The organism is Streptomyces sp. WM6378 (genome assembly GCF_001279695.1).
GTDB lineage: Bacteria > Actinomycetota > Actinomycetes > Streptomycetales > Streptomycetaceae > Streptomyces.
In genome coordinates this window covers 1-17,721 of sequence record NZ_LGDD01000013.1, presented here as the reverse complement: position 1 = coordinate 17,721, position 17,721 = coordinate 1, and the positions used below count along the sequence as shown (strand labels likewise).

The 17,721-nt window shown below is 73.0% G+C and carries 17 protein-coding genes; 8 read left to right on the top strand and 9 right to left on the bottom strand.

From position 1 onward, the window contains the following. Positions 1-12 precede the first annotated feature (12 nt). Positions 13-1,455: an RNB domain-containing ribonuclease gene (locus tag ADK54_RS02960; protein ID WP_053723905.1), complete on the bottom strand. Its 1,443-nt coding sequence runs from the start codon at positions 1,453-1,455 to the stop codon at positions 13-15. A 155-nt stretch (positions 1,456-1,610) separates the two neighbouring features. Between ADK54_RS02960 and yaaA the strand changes: the two genes are divergently transcribed. Further along, the gene (yaaA, locus tag ADK54_RS02955; RefSeq protein ID WP_053723904.1) at positions 1,611-2,411 is read left to right on the top strand and encodes a peroxide stress protein YaaA; all 801 of its coding nucleotides are present in this window, start codon (positions 1,611-1,613) and stop codon (positions 2,409-2,411) included. A gap of 72 nt (positions 2,412-2,483) precedes the next feature. Then, on the top strand, positions 2,484-3,134 hold the full coding sequence (gene eda / locus ADK54_RS02950) for a bifunctional 4-hydroxy-2-oxoglutarate aldolase/2-dehydro-3-deoxy-phosphogluconate aldolase (protein ID WP_053723903.1): 651 nt from the start codon (positions 2,484-2,486) through the stop codon (positions 3,132-3,134). 271 nt (positions 3,135-3,405) lie between these two features. Here eda and ADK54_RS02945 read toward each other — a convergent pair whose 3' ends face one another. The 4 genes from ADK54_RS02945 to ADK54_RS02930 form a co-directional block, all read right to left on the bottom strand. Further along, positions 3,406-4,686, bottom strand: coding sequence for a bifunctional RNase H/acid phosphatase (locus ADK54_RS02945; RefSeq protein WP_053723902.1), 1,281 nt, complete (start codon positions 4,684-4,686; stop codon positions 3,406-3,408). Next, complete coding sequence (locus ADK54_RS02940; protein WP_053723901.1) at positions 4,687-5,430, bottom strand: zinc ribbon domain-containing protein; 744 nt, start codon at positions 5,428-5,430, stop codon at positions 4,687-4,689. It lies immediately after the preceding gene. Next, positions 5,427-6,275: a Nif3-like dinuclear metal center hexameric protein gene (locus tag ADK54_RS02935; protein ID WP_053723900.1), complete on the bottom strand. Its 849-nt coding sequence runs from the start codon at positions 6,273-6,275 to the stop codon at positions 5,427-5,429. Before ADK54_RS02935 ends, ADK54_RS02940 begins: the two co-directional genes overlap by 4 nt. Before the next feature lie 74 nt (positions 6,276-6,349). Further along, the gene (locus tag ADK54_RS02930) at positions 6,350-7,402 is read right to left on the bottom strand and encodes an ABC transporter substrate-binding protein (protein ID WP_053723899.1); all 1,053 of its coding nucleotides are present in this window, start codon (positions 7,400-7,402) and stop codon (positions 6,350-6,352) included. A gap of 216 nt (positions 7,403-7,618) precedes the next feature. On the opposite strand from ADK54_RS02930, the gene ADK54_RS02925 reads away from it, so the two are divergent. Together ADK54_RS02925 and ADK54_RS46610 are read left to right on the top strand one after the other, a co-directional pair. Beyond that, a complete protein-coding gene (locus ADK54_RS02925; protein WP_053723990.1) occupies positions 7,619-8,752 on the top strand; it encodes a hypothetical protein in 1,134 nt (377 codons plus the stop codon). A 54-nt stretch (positions 8,753-8,806) separates the two neighbouring features. Then, complete coding sequence (locus tag ADK54_RS46610) at positions 8,807-8,959, top strand: hypothetical protein (protein ID WP_199826849.1); 153 nt, start codon at positions 8,807-8,809, stop codon at positions 8,957-8,959. Between the two features lie 76 nt (positions 8,960-9,035). Here the strand turns inward: ADK54_RS46610 and ADK54_RS02920 are convergent, their stop codons facing one another. Genes ADK54_RS02920 through ADK54_RS02910 form a run of 3 tightly spaced genes read right to left on the bottom strand, consistent with a single transcriptional unit; the run spans position 9,036 to position 12,012 of the window. Beyond that, complete coding sequence (locus ADK54_RS02920; protein ID WP_053723898.1) at positions 9,036-9,980, bottom strand: 3-oxoacyl-ACP reductase; 945 nt, start codon at positions 9,978-9,980, stop codon at positions 9,036-9,038. A 55-nt stretch (positions 9,981-10,035) separates the two neighbouring features. After that, positions 10,036-11,112, bottom strand: a complete 1,077-nt coding sequence (locus ADK54_RS02915) for a Zn-dependent alcohol dehydrogenase (protein WP_053723897.1) — start codon at positions 11,110-11,112, stop codon at positions 10,036-10,038. A gap of 45 nt (positions 11,113-11,157) precedes the next feature. After that, a complete protein-coding gene (locus tag ADK54_RS02910) occupies positions 11,158-12,012 on the bottom strand; it encodes a MaoC/PaaZ C-terminal domain-containing protein (protein WP_053723896.1) in 855 nt (284 codons plus the stop codon). 313 nt (positions 12,013-12,325) lie between these two features. On the opposite strand from ADK54_RS02910, the gene ADK54_RS02905 reads away from it, so the two are divergent. Genes ADK54_RS02905 through ADK54_RS02890 form a run of 4 tightly spaced genes read left to right on the top strand, consistent with a single transcriptional unit; the run spans position 12,326 to position 15,891 of the window. Beyond that, the gene (locus ADK54_RS02905) at positions 12,326-13,243 is read left to right on the top strand and encodes an ABC transporter ATP-binding protein (protein WP_053723895.1); all 918 of its coding nucleotides are present in this window, start codon (positions 12,326-12,328) and stop codon (positions 13,241-13,243) included. Beyond that, positions 13,243-13,965 (top strand): ABC transporter permease, encoded by a 723-nt coding sequence (locus ADK54_RS02900; RefSeq protein ID WP_053723894.1) that lies wholly within the window; start codon positions 13,243-13,245, stop codon positions 13,963-13,965. Before ADK54_RS02905 ends, ADK54_RS02900 begins: the two co-directional genes overlap by 1 nt. 55 nt (positions 13,966-14,020) lie before the next feature. Continuing rightward, positions 14,021-15,223, top strand: a complete 1,203-nt coding sequence (locus ADK54_RS02895) for a sensor histidine kinase (RefSeq protein WP_078966096.1) — start codon at positions 14,021-14,023, stop codon at positions 15,221-15,223. Between the two features lie 35 nt (positions 15,224-15,258). Next, the gene (locus tag ADK54_RS02890) at positions 15,259-15,891 is read left to right on the top strand and encodes a response regulator transcription factor (RefSeq protein ID WP_053723989.1); all 633 of its coding nucleotides are present in this window, start codon (positions 15,259-15,261) and stop codon (positions 15,889-15,891) included. A 3-nt stretch (positions 15,892-15,894) separates the two neighbouring features. On the opposite strand, the gene ADK54_RS02885 is transcribed toward ADK54_RS02890, so the two are convergent. Next, positions 15,895-17,331, bottom strand: a complete 1,437-nt coding sequence (locus tag ADK54_RS02885; protein ID WP_078966088.1) for an MFS transporter — start codon at positions 17,329-17,331, stop codon at positions 15,895-15,897. Between the last annotated feature and the right edge of the window lie 390 nt (positions 17,332-17,721).

Below are 17,721 nucleotides of genomic sequence, written 5' to 3'. Positions count from 1 at the left end.
GACTGTCGGCCCTCACGCGGGGGCGAACAGTACCTTGGCGCTGCCGGGGTCGGCCTGGGTCAGGCGGACCCTCAGGCGCTCGCCCAGCGGGAGCGGCTCGTCGCCGCCCTCGATGCGGGCCACCACCGCCGGGTCGGCCAAGTGGACGGTGCCGACGGCCGGTTGCTGTTCCTTCACGTCGACGACCGTCGCATCGAACACCTCGCCCACCCGGTCCTTGAGCAGCGCCGCCTCGACGATGTCCACGCACTCGCGTTCCACGGTGTTGGCCCGGCTCGTGCCCTGCGCCATCTCCTTGGGGAGCTCTTCGAGCGCGGCGGTCACCCAGTCGGGCGGGTCCTGGCCCGCCACCGCGGCGAGGCAGAGCTCACCGGCGTACCGGTCGACGAGGCGGCGCAGCGGGGCCGTGCAGTGGGTGTACGGGGCGGCCACCGCGGCGTGGATGGCGAGCTCGGGCACGGCGTGGCCGGTGAACGCCGTGTACCCGGCGCCGCGCAGCAGCGTCGTGCACTCCTGGAGGAAGGCGGCGTGGTTCGGCTCGCGCGGGTCGAGGGAGCGGACGACGGCGGCGTACGGGACGTGGTGCGGCCAGTCGATGTGCAGCGCCGCCGCCGAGCGGCGCAGCCGCGCGACCGCGCCGTCCGGGGCGCTGGGCAGGGTGCGCAGGATTCCTGTGCCGTACGCCAGCATGAGCTGGGCGCCCGCGATGCCGGTGAGCAGGGAGATCTGGGCGTTCCAGCCGTCGGCGGGCAGCGGGGCGCGGTAGGTGAGGTCGTAGCGGTGGTCGTGCTCGACGATCTCCTGCTCGGGGACGTTGAGCGAGATGCCGCCGCGGGCGACTTCCTGCTGCTCGCGCAGGGTGCCGATGTCGCGGAGCAGGGCGAGGGAGGCGGGGGCGGTGCCGGTGTCGAGCTGTTTCTGAACGCCCTCGTAGTCGAGTTTGGCGCGGCTGCGGACCAGCGCGCGGCGCACGTCGGTGGCGGTGGTCGCGCCGTCCGCGTCCAGGTCGATCTGCCAGAGCAGGGCCGGGCGGGTCTGGTCGGGGAGCAGGCTCGCGGCGCCCTCGGAGAGGAGGACGGGGTGCAGCGGGGTCTTCTCGTCCGGGAAGTAGAGGGTGGTCACCCGGCGGTGCGCCTCGGCGTCCAGGGCGCCGCCCGGGGTGACGAACGCGGCGACGTCGGCGATCGCGTAGTGCACCCGGTACCCGCCACCCGGCCTGCGCTCCAGGTGCATGGCCTGGTCGAGGTCGGTGGAGGTGGGCGGGTCGATGGTGAAGAACTCGATGCCGGTCGCGTCGTGGGAGGGCAGCCGCGGGTCGCGTGCGGCGCGTTCCGCCTCGGCGACGACGTCGGCGGGAAAGTCCGCGGGGACGTCGAGCGTCGTACGCAGTGCGGTGAGCGCGGCACGCAGCGGGGCCTCTGCTGCGCCGGTCACGTGGAGGCGGCGGCGGGGCATGTCTTGAGCGTAGGGGCGGGCGGGGGGTGAGGCACGTTTTGCCCTGCCGGGCCGCTCCGGGCAGGAAACAGCCGGGCCGGGCGGTACCCGGCCACCCCGTACCCTGGCGCGAGGGGCCGCACCCCCTCCCCGTACGTACAAGAAGGAGAATCGCCGTGCTGGTGCTGTTGCCGCCCTCCGAAGGAAAGGCCGCTTCGGGGCGCGGGGTGCCCCTGAAGGCGGAGTCGCTGTCCCTGCCGGGGCTGGCCCGGGCCCGCGCGGCGGTCCTCGACGAGCTCGTCGAGCTGTGCGTCGGTGACGAGGGCAAGGCGCGCGAGGTGCTCGGGCTCAGCGAGGGCCTGCGCGGCGAGGTCGCCAAGAACGTCGAGCTGCGCACCGCGGGCACCCGCCCGGCCGGGGAGATCTACACCGGCGTCCTGTACGACGCCCTCGGCCTCGCCACCCTCGACGCCGCCGCCAAGCGCCGCGCCGGCAAGGCGCTGCTCGTCTTCTCGGGGCTGTGGGGCGCGGTCCACACCGGTGACCGGATTCCCTCCTACCGCTGCTCGATGGGCGTGAAGCTGCCGGGTCTGGGGGCGCTCGGGGCGTACTGGCGGACCGTGATGGACCCGGTCATGACCGAGGCAGCGGGCGAGGGCCTGGTCCTGGACCTGCGCTCCTCCGCGTACGCCGCCGCCTGGAAGCCGAAGGGCGCCGTCGCGGGCCGCACGGCCACCGTGCGGGTGCTGCACTCCCAGATGGTCGACGGCGTGGAGAAGCGCTCGGTCGTCAGCCACTTCAACAAGGCGACGAAGGGCCGGCTCGTCCGCGACCTCCTCACTGCCGGGGCCGACCCCGCCGACCCCGCCGAGCTCGTGACGGCACTGCGCGACCTCGGTTACGTGGTCGAGGGCGAGGCCCCCGCCAAGGCGGGCCGCGCCTGGGCCCTGGACGTGGTCGTGACGCAGATTCACTAGCCCACAGCCGCGCCCGTTGCAGCATCCGCAACGGGCGTTGCACAGTCCACACGCCCCCGGCAGGATGGGCGCATGACGTCCTCCGCCATGTCCTCCCCCGCCGCTGCCTCCGTCCTGGATCTCGCCCCCGTCGTCCCCGTCGTGGTGATCGACGACGCCGGCGACGCGGTGCCGCTCGCGCGGGCGCTGGTGGCGGGCGGGCTCCCGGCGATCGAGGTGACCCTGCGCACGCCGGCCGCCCTGGACGCGATCCGGGCGATCTCGGCCGAGGTGCCGGACGCGGTGGTCGGGGCGGGCACCGTGATATCGCCGGGCGGCGTCCGCGACGCGGTGGACGCCGGGGCCCGCTTCCTGGTGAGCCCGGGCTGGACCCGTGACCTCCTGGACGCGATGAAGGCGTCCGGCCTGCCGTTCCTGCCCGGGGTCGCGACGGCGTCGGAGGTCGTGGCGCTGCTCGAACAGGGCGTGACGGAGATGAAGTTCTTCCCGGCCGAGGCGGCGGGCGGCACGGCCTACCTCAAGTCCCTCGCGGCCCCGCTCCCCCGCGCCCGCTTCTGCCCGACCGGCGGCATCTCCCTGGCCTCGGCCCCCGACTACCTGGCCCTGCCCAACGTGGGCTGCGTCGGCGGCACGTGGATGCTTCCGCCGGACGCGATGACGGCCCGAGACTGGCCCCGGGTCGAGACCCTGGCCCGCGAGGCGGCAGCACTGCGAGTCCGCTGACGTCGCCGGGTGCGCTGGGGCTCCGCCCCAGACCCCGGGATGCCCCACCCCGCCTCTTCCCGAAACCCGCCGGGGGCTGAGGAAGGGGGAAGCCGGTTTCCTGGGGCTCCGCCCCAGACCCCGTTCGCGCCTTAAGGGCGCTCGTCCTCAATCGCCGGACGGGCTGAAATGCCCCGGTGCGGGCCAGCACCGACCCTGCTAGGGGCGCGGGGAACTGCGCAAAAAGCCCCAGCAAGCCGCACCCAAATGACCCGCACCCCCCAGCGGAGCGCTACCGCAGGTGCCCCGTGTCGTTCAGCAGCCGCACCGACGCATTGCCGTCCGCGTAGTACGCCACCGCCGACAGCGAGGCCGCCGACAGTTCCATCCGGAACAGGGACTCCGGCGGCGCCCCCAGGGCCAGCCTCACCAGGGTCTTGATCGGGGTCACATGGGTCACCGCGAGCACCGTGCGCCGGGGGTACGCGGCGATCAGCCGGTCCCGGGCCGCCGAGACGCGCCTGGACACCGTGGCGAAGCTCTCGCCGCCGCCCGTCGGGGCCGCCTTCGCGGAGCCGAGCCAGGCGTCGAGGTCGTCCGGGTACCGCTCGCGGACCTCCCCGAAGGTCAGCCCCTCCCACGCCCCGAAGTCCGTTTCGCGCAGGCCCTCTTCGATGTGGACGTCGAGTCCGAGCCGGGCCGCCACGGCCGCCGCGGTCTCGCGGCACCGCCGCAGCGGGGACGACACGATCGCCTGGATGGTGCCGCGCTCGGCGAGCGCGGCGGCGACCCGCTCGGCCTGGCCGCGCCCGACGGCCGACAGCTCGGGGTCGGATCCGCCGCTCCCGGAGAACCGCTTCGAGGGCGTCAGCGCCGTCTCACCGTGCCGGAGCAGTACGAACGTGGCCGGAGCGCCCAGATCGGCCGACGCCCCCCAGCCGACGGTCGGCGCCGCCTCAACGGGCTTGTCCGGTACGGAAGTTGAGGGAGAACCCCCGGCGGTGACGGGAACCCCCGCCGGAACCGACGCACCCGCGAGCGCCGCCCGCGCCCTGGCCGCGCCCGCCGCCGCGTCGCCGACCACCCGGGCCGCGCTCGCGTCGGCGGAGGCGGAGAGGTCGGCCGTGGAGGCCGACGGCTCCCACTGGCGCCCCCGCTTGCCCGCGTCCATCGCCTCGTTGGCGAGCCGGTCGGCGTGCTTGTTCCGCTCGCGCGGGATCCACTCGTACGACACCTGCGAGGACGGCAGGATGCGCCCGGCCTCGGCCGCGAGCGGCTTCATGTCCGGGTGCTTGATCTTCCAGCGGCCCGACATCTGCTCGACGACGAGCTTGGAGTCCATGCGGACCCGCACCCGCGCCGCCGGGTCGAGCTCCCGTGCGGCGCGCAGCCCCGCGATGAGCCCCTTGTACTCGGCGACGTTGTTCGTGGCGACGCCGATGAACTCGGCGGCCTCCGCGAGCGTCTCGCCGGTCGCCGGGTCGAGGACGACCGCGCCGTAGCCGGCGGGACCCGGGTTGCCCCGGGAGCCGCCGTCGGCCTCGACGACGAACTGCCGTACCGCGTCAGGCACTTACAGACCCGATTCCGAGGTGCGCACCAGGATGCGGCGGCAGTTCTCGCAGCGCAGGACCGTGTCGGGGGCGGCCGCCTTGACCTCGTTGACCTCGGTGATGTTGAGCTCCAGGCGGCAGCCCTCGCAGCGGCGCTGGTAGAGGCGGGCAGCGCCGACGCCGCCCTGCTGCTCGCGGAGCTTGTCGTAAAGCTTGAGGAGGTCGGCCGGTACGGAACCGGCGACGATCTCGCGCTCCTTGGTCACCGAGGCGGCCTCGGTGTCGAGCTCGGCGAGCGCGGCATCGCGACGGGCGGTCGCGTCGTCGGTCTTGGCCTGCACGGAGGAGACCCGCTCGGTCAGCTCGGCGGCGCGCTCCTGGGCGGACTCGCGGCGCTCCATGACTTCGAGGACGACGTCCTCCAGGTCGCCCTGGCGCTTGGCGAGCGAGGCGATCTCGCGCTGGAGGCTCTCCAGGTCCTTCGGCGAGGAGACGGCACCCGAGTCGAGGCGCTGCTGGTCGCGGGCGGCGCGCTGGCGCACCTGGTCCACGTCCTGCTCGGCCTTGGTCTGCTCGCGGGCGGTGTCGCTCTCCTCGGTCTGCGAGGCGACGAGGAGGTCACGCAGCTGCGTGAGGTCCTTGTTCAGCGATTCGATCTCGGCGTGCTCGGGCAGCGACTTCCGCTTGTGGGCGAGCTGCGACAGGCGGACATCCAGCGCCTGTACGTCGAGGAGGCGGATCTGGTCGGCGGGCGCGGCGTTCAGTTGGGGGCTCCATCAATAGAAGGGGAGGTGTGGTGGGCGGACCACGGGTCGGTGACCGTCTTCGAGACGTGGACCCGCAGGTCCCAGCCGTGGCGGTCGGAAATCTCGTCGAGCTGGGCGGCGGCCTGCTCGCACCAGGGCCACTCGGTGGCCCAGTGCGCGGCGTCGACCAGGCCCAGCGGTGAGTGCTGGGTGGCCTCGGAGACCGGGTGGTGGCGCAGGTCCGCGGTGAGGAAGGCGTCGGCCCCCGAGGCGCGTACGGCGTCGAAGAGGCTGTCGCCGGAGCCGCCGCTGACGGCGACCGTACGCACCGTCGCTTCGAGGTCGCCCGCGACGCGGATGCCCTGCGAGGTGGCGGGCAGCCGGGCGGCGGCGCGGGCGGCGAACTCTCCGAGCGTCATCGGGGGGTCGAGCTCACAGATGCGGCCGAGGCCGCGGCGGCCCGACGGGTCGCTCGCGTCGGGCACGAGGGGCCGTACGACCCGCAGGTCGAGCGCGCCCGCGAGGGCGTCGCTCACGCCCGGGTCGGCGGTGTCGGCGTTGGTGTGCGCGACGTGCAGGGCGATGTCGTGCTTGATCAGGGTGTGCACCACGCGGCCCTTGAAGTGACCGGCGGCGACCGTGGTGGTGCCGCGCAGATAGAGCGGGTGGTGGGTGACGACCAGGTCGGCGCCCAGCTTGAGGGCCTCGTCGACGACGTCCTGCACGGGGTCGACGGCGAACAGGACCCGGCTCACCTCGGCGTCCGGGGCGCCGCAGACGGTGCCGACGGCGTCCCACCCCTCGGCCCGCTCGGGCGGCCAGAGGGCGTCGAGCGCGGCGATGACTTCAGACAGACGGGGCACGGAGACAGGTTACCTGCGCTCCGCGCCCCGCAGGTCGGCCGCGGGTGCTGGCTATCGCCGGTCGGCCGCCGGGGCTACTTCTTGACGAGGAAGCCGCGCAGGTCGTCCAGGACGGAGTCGGCGGCGGTGACGCCGAGGCCGAGGTACCAGGTCTCGTCCTTGACGTCCTTGGCCTGCCCGGCCTTGACCGCCTTCAGGTTCTTCCACAGCGGGTTCGACTCGGCGCTGTCCCGCTTGGACTTCTTCGGGTCGCCGTAGACGCCCGTGAAGATCCAGTCGGCGTCGGCCCGGTCGATGGTCTCCGGGCCGACCTCGGTCGCCAGGTCGACGGCCTGCTGGTTCTTGGGGCGGGGGATGCCCGCGTCATCCAGGATCGTGCCGATGAAGGAGGCCTTCGCGTACAGGCGCACCTTGCCCGGCATGTAGCGGAGCATCGTGACGGTCGGCTTGCTGGCGCCGAGGTCGGCCCCGAGCCGCTCGGCCTTCGTCTCGTACGCGGCGAGCTTCGCCTTGGCCTCGGCGGTCCTGTCCAGCGCGGCGGCGTTGAGCAGGTAGTTCTGCTTCCACGGGAAGCCGGGGCGGATCGAGAAGACCGTCGGGGCGATCTTGGAGAGTTCCTTGTACTTGTCGGCGGCGCGCAGCTGGCTGCCCAGGATGAGGTCCGGCTTCAGGGCGGCGATCGCCTCCAGGTTGAGGCTGTTGATCGTGCCGACGTTCTCCGGGTCGCCCGCGCCCTTCTTGAGGTAGCTGGGGATGCCCTCGTCGCCCTCGGTGGGGGCGTAGCCGACCGGCTGGACGCCGAGCGAAACAACGTTGTCGAACTCGCCGACGTCCAGGACGACGACGCGCTGGGGCCGGGCCTTGATCTGGGTGGCGCCCATGGCGTGGTTGACGGTGCGCGGGAACTGGCCGGGCGCCGCGTCGGTGCCCATCCTGGCCGTCTTGTCGGCGGCTGCCGCGAAGTCCTTGCCGCCCTGCGCGACGGACTTCTTGCCGCCCGCGTCCGCCTTGCCCGAGGCCGACGCAGAGGCTTTGTCCCCGCCGTCGCCGCCCGAGCAGGCCGCGAGGGAGAGTCCGGCGGCCACGGCGAGGGCTACGGCGGCGGTGCCGCGGCGGCGTAGGGACATCACAGGCTCCTGTGCAGCGCGAGGGATCGCCGACCGAAAGCATTCGGCCAGCGTGGCTTAGGTTCGCCTAACCTTACATAAACCGTTCCTGCACATCCGTCTCCCCCTCCACAGGCGAATCGCCCGACAGCCACCCTTTGGTGTGAAGCGAGTGGTCTCGCGTTGTTCGGCAGGAAGTGCGAAAACTAGCTTCGGGGGCCGGAGGTGAGCCATCTGATGACGGCTTTGGCCATCGAGACCGCTGCCGAGGGCGGCGCGGTCAGGAGTACGGGATTCGCGATCACCGCGAACGGTTCGTACGCCGCGAGGCTGGTGCGCGACGCGGGGGCGGGGGCGGCCTGGTTCCCCGAGCGCTGGACGCTCGACGGCCCCGAGCCGTACGCGGTGCCGCTGCCGGGCAACCAGCCGGAGGAGCCCGACGCCGGGGTGCTGCCCATGGCGGACGGCCGGGTGCTCATCCACCGCAGGATCGCCGACCGGCACGCCTTCGCACTGCTCTACCCCACCGGACCCGCGACCGGCGAGCTGCCGCTGGGCGCGGTCCACGCCGGGGCGGGCGGGCTCACGCTGCTCCCGCCGTCCCCGGACGGCAGCTGCGCCTACGCGCTCGCGGCCGGCCCGGACGGCACGGCGCTGTGGCTGGTGGCGGGCGGCGCGTTCGGCCCCGAGCTGGTCGCGCGGATCAAGGGCCGCTGCTCGGGCGGTGCGTGGCTGGACCGGACAGGGCGGATGCTCTCCCTGGACCGCGAACTGGACGGCCGCACCAAGGCCGTCGCCGTCGACCTGGAACGCGGCGGCGAGGTCACCGAGCTGCTCCAGATCACCGAGGACAGCAACGACCGGCTGCTGCTCGCCGACGCCGACAGCGGGCTCCTCCTGATCCGCTCGGACGCCCCGGGCCACGACCGGCTCGGCTGGGGCGTGCTCGGCTCCGCCCTCCCGGTGCGCTTTCCCGAATGCCTGCGCCTCGCGGACGCGGCGGTCACGCCGTTCGCCATACAGCCGGGCCAGGTCCTCACGCCGGAGTCCTGCGCGGTGGCCCTGCGCATCGACGCGGCGGGCGGCACCTGGGTCGGCATCTGGCGCCCGGCGGGCCGCCGCCTTCATCAACTGGCAGCGCCACAAGGGTGGTTGGCGGGCGCCGGGCTCTGGACGCCGGAGGGGGTCCTGCGGCTTCCGTACGCCACGGACGCGACCCCGTGCGCACTGCTCGACCTGCCCGCGCCACCGGACCCGGCACCCGCCCCGCCCGCCCCGCCACCGGCGCCCGCCAAGCCCGCCGCGGCCAAGCCCGTACCGCTCGGGCAGGCACCGCTGACCGGGCGTCGGCCGCTGTCGGGAGATCGTTAGAATCGGCGCCCTGTACGAGGCACAGTGAAGACGACTACGGGGTGACCACAGCTCATGTCCAACCAGACCGACACCCGTCCGCAGGAGACGGGGAGCGGGACCGACAGCAATGGCAGGCACCGGGGCGGGGCGGCCTCCACCGAGGACTCGATGACGCCGGCCCACGGACGCCACCGGCGCGAGGAGACCGCGGGCAGCAACGCCTGAGCGGGCGAACGGGCGAGGCCCCCGGGGTGGTTCAACCCCGGGGGCCTCGCCTTTCCCCGTTCATGTCAGCCGCGCGTCAGCCGCGCTTGAGTCCGAGCACCTCGGCCGCCGCGAAGGTCTCGTTCGGGGGCCTGTCCTCGTAGTAGGGGGAGATCAGCTCGTCGAGCTCCTCGTACGAGAAGGCCTCCTTCGCGGTGTCGAACTTGGCGGCCACCCTGGGGCGTTCGACGATGGCGACCATGCCGCCGTGCACCACCAGGAGCTGCCCGTTGACCTTGGCGGCGGCGGGCGACGCCAGATAGCCGACGAGCGGCGAGACGTGCTCGGGCGCCAGCGGGTCGAGCTGCCCCTCCCCCGGCTCGGCGAACCCGGCGAACACGTCCTCCGTCATGCGCGTACGGGCCCGCGGGCAGATCGCGTTCGCCGTGACCCCGTACTTGCCGAGCGCGAGCGCGGTCGAGGTGGTGAGGCCGACGATGCCGCCCTTGGCCGCCGCGTAGTTGGGCTGGCCCGCGGAACCGGCGAGGAAGGCCTCGGAGGAGGTGTTGACGATGCGGCCGTAGACCGGGCCGCCCGCCGCCTTGGACCGCTCGCGCCAGTGCGCGGCCGCGAAGTGGGTGGTGTTGAAGTGCCCCTTGAGGTGCACGTGGATCACCGAGTCCCACTCGGCCTCGCTCATCGAGAAGATCATCCGGTCCCGCAGGATGCCCGCGTTGTTGACCAGGATGTCGAGCTTGCCGTACGTGTCGATCGCCAACTGGACGAGATCACCGGCCTGTTGGTGGTCGGCCACGTCCCCGGTGTGGGCGATCGCCTGCCCGCCCGCGGCCCGGATCTCGGCGGCGACCTCCTCGGCCGGGCCCTTCGACGCCTGGCCCGAGCCGTCCCGCCCGGGCTGCCCGAAGTCGTTGACGACGACGGCCGCGCCGAGCCGGGCGAGTTCGAGCGCCTCGGCCCGGCCGAGCCCGCGCCCGGCCCCGGTGACGATCGCGGACAGGCCTTCAAGTGGCAGTGCTGCCATGCCGGTTGGATCCTCTCGCTGTGGGGTGGATCAGACGGTTGATCGGTCGGGTGGGTCAGATCTCGATGCACGTACGGAGGGCTTCTCCGCTGCGCATCTGGTCGAGCGCGTCGTTGATCCCGGCGAGCTGCACCCGGTGGGTGATCAGGCCCTCCAGGTCGATCCGGCCCGCCCGCCACAGCGCGATGGCCCGCTCGTAGGACCGGAGCACGTCGCCGCCGCCGTACATGGACGGCAGGATGCGCTTCTCGTCGAAGAACAGCTCGAACATGTTGACCTGGAAGAAGTCGTCCATGGCGCCCGCGCCGACCACGCACAGGGTGCCGCCGCGCCGGGTGTTCTCGTATGCGGTGCGAGCGGTCGCCGAGCGGCCGACCACCTCGAAGACGTAGTCGAAGCCCTCGCCCGCGGTGACGCGCTGCTTGGCGTCGGCGAACTCCTCGGGCGAGACCGCCTCCGTGGCGCCGAACCTGAGCGCCGCCTCGCGCCGCGACGCGACCGGGTCGACGGCGACGATCTGGGCCGCGCCCTGCACCCGGGCGCCCTGGATGGTGGAGATGCCGACCCCGCCGCAGCCGATGACGGCGACGGACGACGCGGCCTCCACCTTCGCGGTGTTGATGGCCGCGCCAAGGCCGGTCGTCACGCCGCAGCCGATCAGGGCCGCGATCTCGTACGGCACGTCGTCGGGGATCGGGACCGCGCAGCCGGCCGCGACGACGACCTCCTCGGCGAAGGTGCCGGTGCCGGCGAAGCCGAACACGTCGCCGCCGGGCCGCTTGAAGTTGGGGGTCCCGGCGTTCATGAAGCCGGCCAGGCACAGCTGGGTCTGGCCCCGCTTGCAGGACGGGCAATCCCCGCACGCGGGCAGCCAGCACATCAGGACCCGGTCGCCCTGCTTGAGGCCGGTCACCCCGTCGCCGACGTCGATGACCTCCCCGGCCCCCTCGTGGCCGGGCACGAACGGCGCGGGCTGCGGCAGCACGCCGCTCATCGCCGAGAGGTCGGAGTGGCAGAGCCCGGTGGCGCGGACGCGGAGCTTGACCTTCCCGGGGCCGAAGCCGGTCGCCTCCACGTCGTCGAGCACGTCGAGCTTGTCCTGGCCTATCTCGTGCAGTACGGCTGCGCGCATGGTGCGGCTCCCCTCGAAGTCCCCTCAAGTACCGGAAAAGAAAGTTCAGTTGTGTTCGACGACCGTGTCGGCCAGGACCGGCGCGTCGTCCCGCTCGACGGCCGTCACCGACACCTGGACGCGGCCGGGCCCCGACCACATCCGGATGCGCAGGGTCTCCCCCGGGAAGACGACCCCGGTGAAGCGGGTGGCGTACGAGCGCACCCGGGTCACATCGCCGCCGAGCAGCGTGTCCACGACGGCCTTGAGCGTCATGCCGTACGTGCAGAGTCCGTGCAGGATCGGCCGGTCGAAGCCAGCGAGCTTGGCGAAGTCGGGGTCGGCGTGCAGCGGGTTCCAGTCCCCCGAAAGCCGGTAGAGGAGCGCCTGTTCCTCGCGGACCGGGCGCTCGACGGTGTGGTCCGGGGCCCGGTCGGGCTGCTGGAGGCGGGCGGAGGGGCCCCGGTCCCCGCCGAAGCCGCCCTCGCCGCGCACGAAGATCTGCGCGTCGCTGGTCCACAGCGGGCCGTCCGCGTCGGCGGCCTCGGTGCGCAGGACCAGGATGGCGGCTTTGCCCTTGTCGTAGACGGCGGCGACCTTGGAGGTCGAGGTGGCCTTGCCCCGTACGGGGATCGGCCGGTGCAGCGTGATGGTCTGCCCGCCGTGCAGGACCGCCGCGAGGTCCACGTCGACGCCGGGCGCGGAGAGCCCGCCGACCACGCCCATGCCGGCGCCCGCGACGGTCGCGAAGGACGGCAGCACGTGCAGCCGGGACTCCAGGGTGTAGCGCAGCTCGTCCGGGTCGGTGGCGGGCGTGCCCGCCCCGAGCCCGAGGTGGTAGAGCTGTACGTCCTTGTGGTCCCAGGTGATCTCGGTGGACCGGGGCTCGGCGGCGACCGCCTTCGCGGCATCAATGGGCATGTGGATGCTGCTCCTTGAGCGTTGTGCGGGCACGGGAAAAGACCTCGGTGCGGCCGTCCGCACCGTCGGCCGCACCGAGGTCGTACTGGACCGGACCGAGGACCCGTTCTTCGTTCTAGAACGCGTTCTAGGCCGATGGCCCCTAGGTATAGCGCACGCCCCGGCAGTTGTGAAGGCTCCTGACGTTGCGTCAGATCTGCTGGCGGGGCCGCCCCGTGCCACTTTCGGCGGGGGTACCCCATGACATTTGTCCTGCCCAGGTCCGTACAAGCGCATCTGGGGCGGGACCCTCCCGCTCCGTAGCGTCTCTGGCATGACGCAGACGACGACACACAGCGACGCGACCGTGGTCCGCTTCAGCGGGGTGGTCAAGTCCTACGGGGCGGTCCGGGCCGTGAACGGGGCCGAGCTGAGCATCGGGCGCGGCGAGACCGTGGCGCTGCTCGGCCGCAACGGGGCCGGCAAGTCCACCACCATCAGCCTGCTGCTCGGCCTGAACGAGCCCGACGCGGGCGAGGTGCGGATCTTCGGGCGGACCCCGGAGCGGGCGGTACGGGCCGGCCTGGTCGGGGCGATGCTCCAGGAGGGCAGCCCGATCCCCCGGGTGACCGTGCGCGAGCTGGTGTTCTTCATCGGCAGCATGTATCCGAAGCCGATGCCGGTCGCCGAGGCGCTCGCCCTCGCGGGGCTCGCCGAATTCGGTGACCGCAGGGTCGACAAGCTCTCCGGCGGCCAGACCCAGCGGGTCCGGTTCGCCATGGCCCTTGCCGGAAACCCCGAACTGCTGCTGCTCGACGAGCCGACGGCCGCCCTCGACGTCGAGGCGCGCCGCGCGTTCTGGGAGTCGATGCGCACGTACGCCGACCGCGGCAACACGGTCATGTTCTCCACCCACTACCTCGAAGAGGCCGACGACAACGCGGACCGGATCGTCGTCATCGACCAGGGCCGCATCGTCGCCGACGGGCCCGGCGAGACCGTCAAGCGGGCGGCCGGCGGCAGCCTCGTCTCCTTCGACCTCGCGGGCATGCCGACCGAGGGCCTGTCGCTGCTGCCCGGCGTGGCCGCCGTCGAGATCCACGGCGACCGGGCCCGGCTGCGCACCGACGACTCGGACGCCACCGTCGTCGCCCTGGCCTCCATGGGCGCCGTCCGCCGCCTCGAAGTGGCCCCCGCCAGCCTCGAAGACGCCTTCCTCTCCCTCACCGCGCGCGAAAGCGAGACCGTCTGATGTTCGAGTACATCAAGCTGGAGATGCGGCGCACGCTCCGTGACGCCTCGTTCGTGATCTTCGGTATCGGGATGCCGGTGCTGATGTATCTGCTCTTCACCAACATCGGCGGGGCCGGCAACGGCGATGACTGGAAGGTCCAGTCGATGATCGGCATGGCGGCCTACGGAGCGCTCGGCTCGGCCCTGGGCGTCGGGACCGGGGTCGCCTCGGACAAGTCGATCGGCTGGCTGCGGCAGATGCGGATCGCCCCGCTCGCGCCGACCCGGGTGGTGACCGGGCGGGCGATCAGCGGCTCGGTGACCGTACTGCCCGGCATCCTCGCCGTGTTCCTGTCCGGGGCGCTGATCAACGGCGTGCGCCTGGACGCCTGGCAGTGGGGCGTCCTCACGCTGCTCCTGTGGATCGGGGCGCTGCCCTTCACGATGCTCGGCCTCGGCAACGGCTACCGGCTCTCGGCCCAGGCCACCGGCGTGGTCAACGTGGCCTGCCTCATGGGGCTCGCGATCCTCGGCGGCCTGTGGTTCCCGGTCTCGGCCTTCCCCGGCTGGCTGCGCCACATCGCCGAGTACACTCCGACCCACCGCTTCGCCGAGCTCGGCTGGGCCACCTCGCAGGGCCACGCCCCGGGTGCCGCCACCATCGCGCTGATAACAGCCTGGCTGGTGGTCTTCGGTTCGTACGCCGTGGTTTCCTACCGTCGGTCCGCACGGACCGCGTGAGCGTTGGACACCGGGACCGGGTGAGCTCATGAACCATCAGTACGGGGAGAACACGATGCCATCACTGCTGCCGAAGCTGCCGCCACGGGGCGAGAAGGCCGACGAGTTCCCCGGCCCGCCCGCCAACGGCTACACCTTCCTGCCGTGGCTGCTCATGGGCACCGGCGCCGTCGTCGAGGTGGCCAAGGGCAAGGTGGCCCACCCCTGGCTCGGCGGCCTCGCCATCGTCGCCTTCGCCGTCCTGTACGCGATGGTCGCCTTCCGCGCGCTCGACAAGCAGCGGCGCGAGGAGCGGGCGACACTGATCCTGCTCGGCGCGCTCGCCGCCGTCACCTACGCCATGGGGATCGGCTACGGCGGCGTCTGGCTGCTGTTCTTCCCGCTGGCCTCGCTGGCCTCGGGCGCGGCGCTGCGGGACCGGCGGCTCGGCTTCGTGATCATCACGCTCGCGGGTTCGGTGGGGGTGATCTCGGGGATCAAGACGGGCGACCCCTGGGACAACATGACCATCGCGTACGGCACGTTCCTGTCGGGTCTGGTGATCTCGGCCCTGCTCTCCCTCTCCGAGACGGTGCGTGAACTGCGCGACACCCGGCAGGAGTTGGCTCGTACCGCGGTGGAGAAGGAGCGCCTGCGCTTCTCGCGCGACCTGCACGACCTGCTCGGCCACACCCTCTCGGTCATCGTGGTGAAGTCCGAGGCCGCCCGCCGGATCGCCCGGCGCGACCTGGACGCGGCGCTCGGCCAGGTCGCCGACATCGAGTCGGTCGGCCGCCAGGCCCTCACCGAGATCCGCGAGGCCGTCACCGGATACCGCGAGGGCAGCCTCGCCACCGAGCTCGACCGGGCCCGCTCGGCGCTGAGCGCGGCCGAAGTGGAGCCGGTGGTACGCCAGTCGGGCCCGCCGCTGCCCGCGCAGGCCGAGGCGCTGCTCGGCTGGGTGGTCCGCGAGGCGGTCACCAACGTCGTACGCCACAGTGCCGCGAGCCGCTGCGAGATCGTGGTCGAGGGCACGCCGGAGCGGGTGACCCTGACGGTCACCGACAACGGCAAGGGCGCGCCGGCCGCGCCGGCCCCCACGCCCCGGATCGGCGGCACGGGCCTGAAGGGCCTGACCGAGCGCCTCGCCGCGGCGGGCGGCTCGCTGACCGCGGGCCCCGCGCCCCGCGCCGGCTTCCAGGTGAGCGCCGAACTCCCGGTGGACCCCGCGGACGCGGCCCTGGACGACGAACTGACCAGCGCCCCCGGCCACCGCTGACGCCCGGCCGCGCATACCCTTTCCCCGTGGACGAGATGCCCCAGGATCACCGACCCGCCAAATCCGTACGAGTGCTGCTCGCCGAGGACCAGGGAATGATGCGCGGCGCGCTCGCCCTGCTGCTCGGCCTCGAAGAGGACATGGAGGTCGTCGCCCAGGTCTCGGCGGGCGACAAGATCGTCCCCGAGGCGCTGGTCTCGCGCCCCGACGTGGCCCTGCTCGACATCGAACTGCCGGGCATGAGCGGCCTGGACGCGGCCGCCGCCCTGCGCGAGGAGGTCCCGGACTGCCGGGTCCTGATCCTCACCACGTTCGGCCGCCCCGGCTATCTGCGCCGCGCGATGGAGGCCGGCGCGGCCGGGTTCCTCGTGAAGGACGGCCCGGTCGAGGACCTCGCGGAGGCGATCCGCCGGGTGCTGCGCGGCGAGACGGTCATCGACCCGGCGCTCGCGGCCGCCGCCCTCAGCGCGGGCCCGAGCCCGCTGACCGCCCGCGAACGCGACGTCCTGAACGCCTCGGTGGACGGCGCGACGGTCTCCGACATCGCGGGCAAGCTGCACCTGTCGGAGTCGACGGTGCGCAACTACCTGTCGTCCGCGATCGGCAAGACGGGCACCCGCAACCGCATGGAGGCGGTGCGGTCGGCTCGCCAGCAGGGCTGGCTGTAGACCTCAGCGCTTGACGGGGCTCGCGGCCCGGGGCAGCCACACCAGGGCGAGTACGACGCTGCCGAGCAGTACGAATCCGCCGACGCGGAAGGCGAGCGCGTACCCGGCGGTGAGGGATTCGGCGCTCTGGACGATCCCTGTCCTGGACGCGGCCACCGTGGACAGCACGGCGAGCCCGAGCGCCCCGCCCATCGTGCGGGACGTGTTGATGAGCCCCGACACGAGCCCGGCCTCGCTGGGAGCGGCGCCCGAAGTGGCCAGCGCGGCAAGGGGAGTCGTGGCGAGCCCGGCGCCGGTCATCATCAGGATGCCGGGCACGAGGATGGACATCCAGTACGGATCGTCCGCCCGCATCATGGACTGCCACCCGAACCCGGCCGCGGTCACCAGGACACCCAGCACGGTCAGGTTCCGCGCGCCGGTCAGGGGCATGATGCGCGGCGCCAGCTTCGAGCCGACGACGACGCTGAGCGAACTGGGAATGAGCGCGAGCCCGGCGCCCAGCGGGGTGTAGCCGAGCACGTTCTGGGCGTACAGCGTCATGAAGAACCAGGTGCAGAACATCGCGGAGCCGCACACGAACATCACGGCGTTGGCGGCGGAGACGGCCCGCAGCCGGAACAGGCGCAGCGGCATGAGGGGCGCGGCGGTGCGGGCTTCGACGAGGAGGAAGACGAGCAGCAGCGTCACGCCGCCGATGAGCGGGGCGAGGGTCTCGACGGCACCCCACCCCGACTGTTCCGTCTGGACGATGCCGTACGAGAGGGTGGCGAGGCCCGCCGTGACGAGGACGGCGCCGGGCAGGTCGAGCCGGTGGCGCTGCCCGGCCCGGGACTCGGTGATCCAGAGTGCGGCGCCGAGCAGCACGAGGGCGCCGACGGGCACGTTGATGAGGAGCACCCAGCGCCACGACAGGGCGTCGGTGAGCACGCCCCCGACGAGCCCGCCCGCCGCACCGCCGCCCGCGCCGACGGCGGCCCAGGTCCCTATGGCCCGGGTGCGGGCGGCGCCCTCGGGGACGGCGGCGGTCAGGATGGTGAGGGTGGCGGGCGCGAGCACGGCCGCCCCGAGTCCCTGCGCGGCCCGGGCCACCAACAACTGCCAGCCCTCCTGCGCGAGCCCCCCGCCGAGACTGGCCGCGGTGAAGAGCCCGAGCCCTACGAGGAACATCCGCTTGCGCCCGTACAGGTCGCCCGCGCGACCGCCCAGCAGCATGAACCCGGCGAAGGCGATGGCGTACGCGTTGACCACCCACTGCAGCCCGCCGGCGCTCATGCCGAGGCCGGTGCGCATGGAGGGAAGGGCCACGTTGACGACGGACACGTCGAGCACGACGAGGAATTGGCCCGCACAGGCGGCGAGAACGACCGGCCAGGTGCGGGGGGTTCGGGTGGGGGCGGATATGTGGGTGTCAGCGGGGGCTTGGGACATGCGGGTCATGGTCGCATGGGCCGGGTGCCCGTTACACGCTTTTCCCCCACCCCGCCCCTTCCCGCTGTGACACCCTGCGGCTCCGCCGCCTGGCCTCCGGGGGTGAAGGACCCTGGGGTTCCGCCCCAGACCCCGTATCGCGCCTTAAGGGCGCTCGTCCTCAAACGCCGGACGGGCTAAAGATGCCGGTGCTGGCCAGGGCCAGCGCTGCTAGGGGCGCGGGGAACTGCGCGACCAGCCCCGCACGGTCCGCAGCCGAACGACACGCGCACTCAGCCCCCCACCCCCGGAGGGTCTCGGGAAGGGGCGGGGTGGGGAAGGCTACCGGCGTAGCAGCGTCACCACCGCCGCCCCGCCCAGCCCGATGTTGTGCGCGAGCCCCACCCGTGCCCCCGGCAC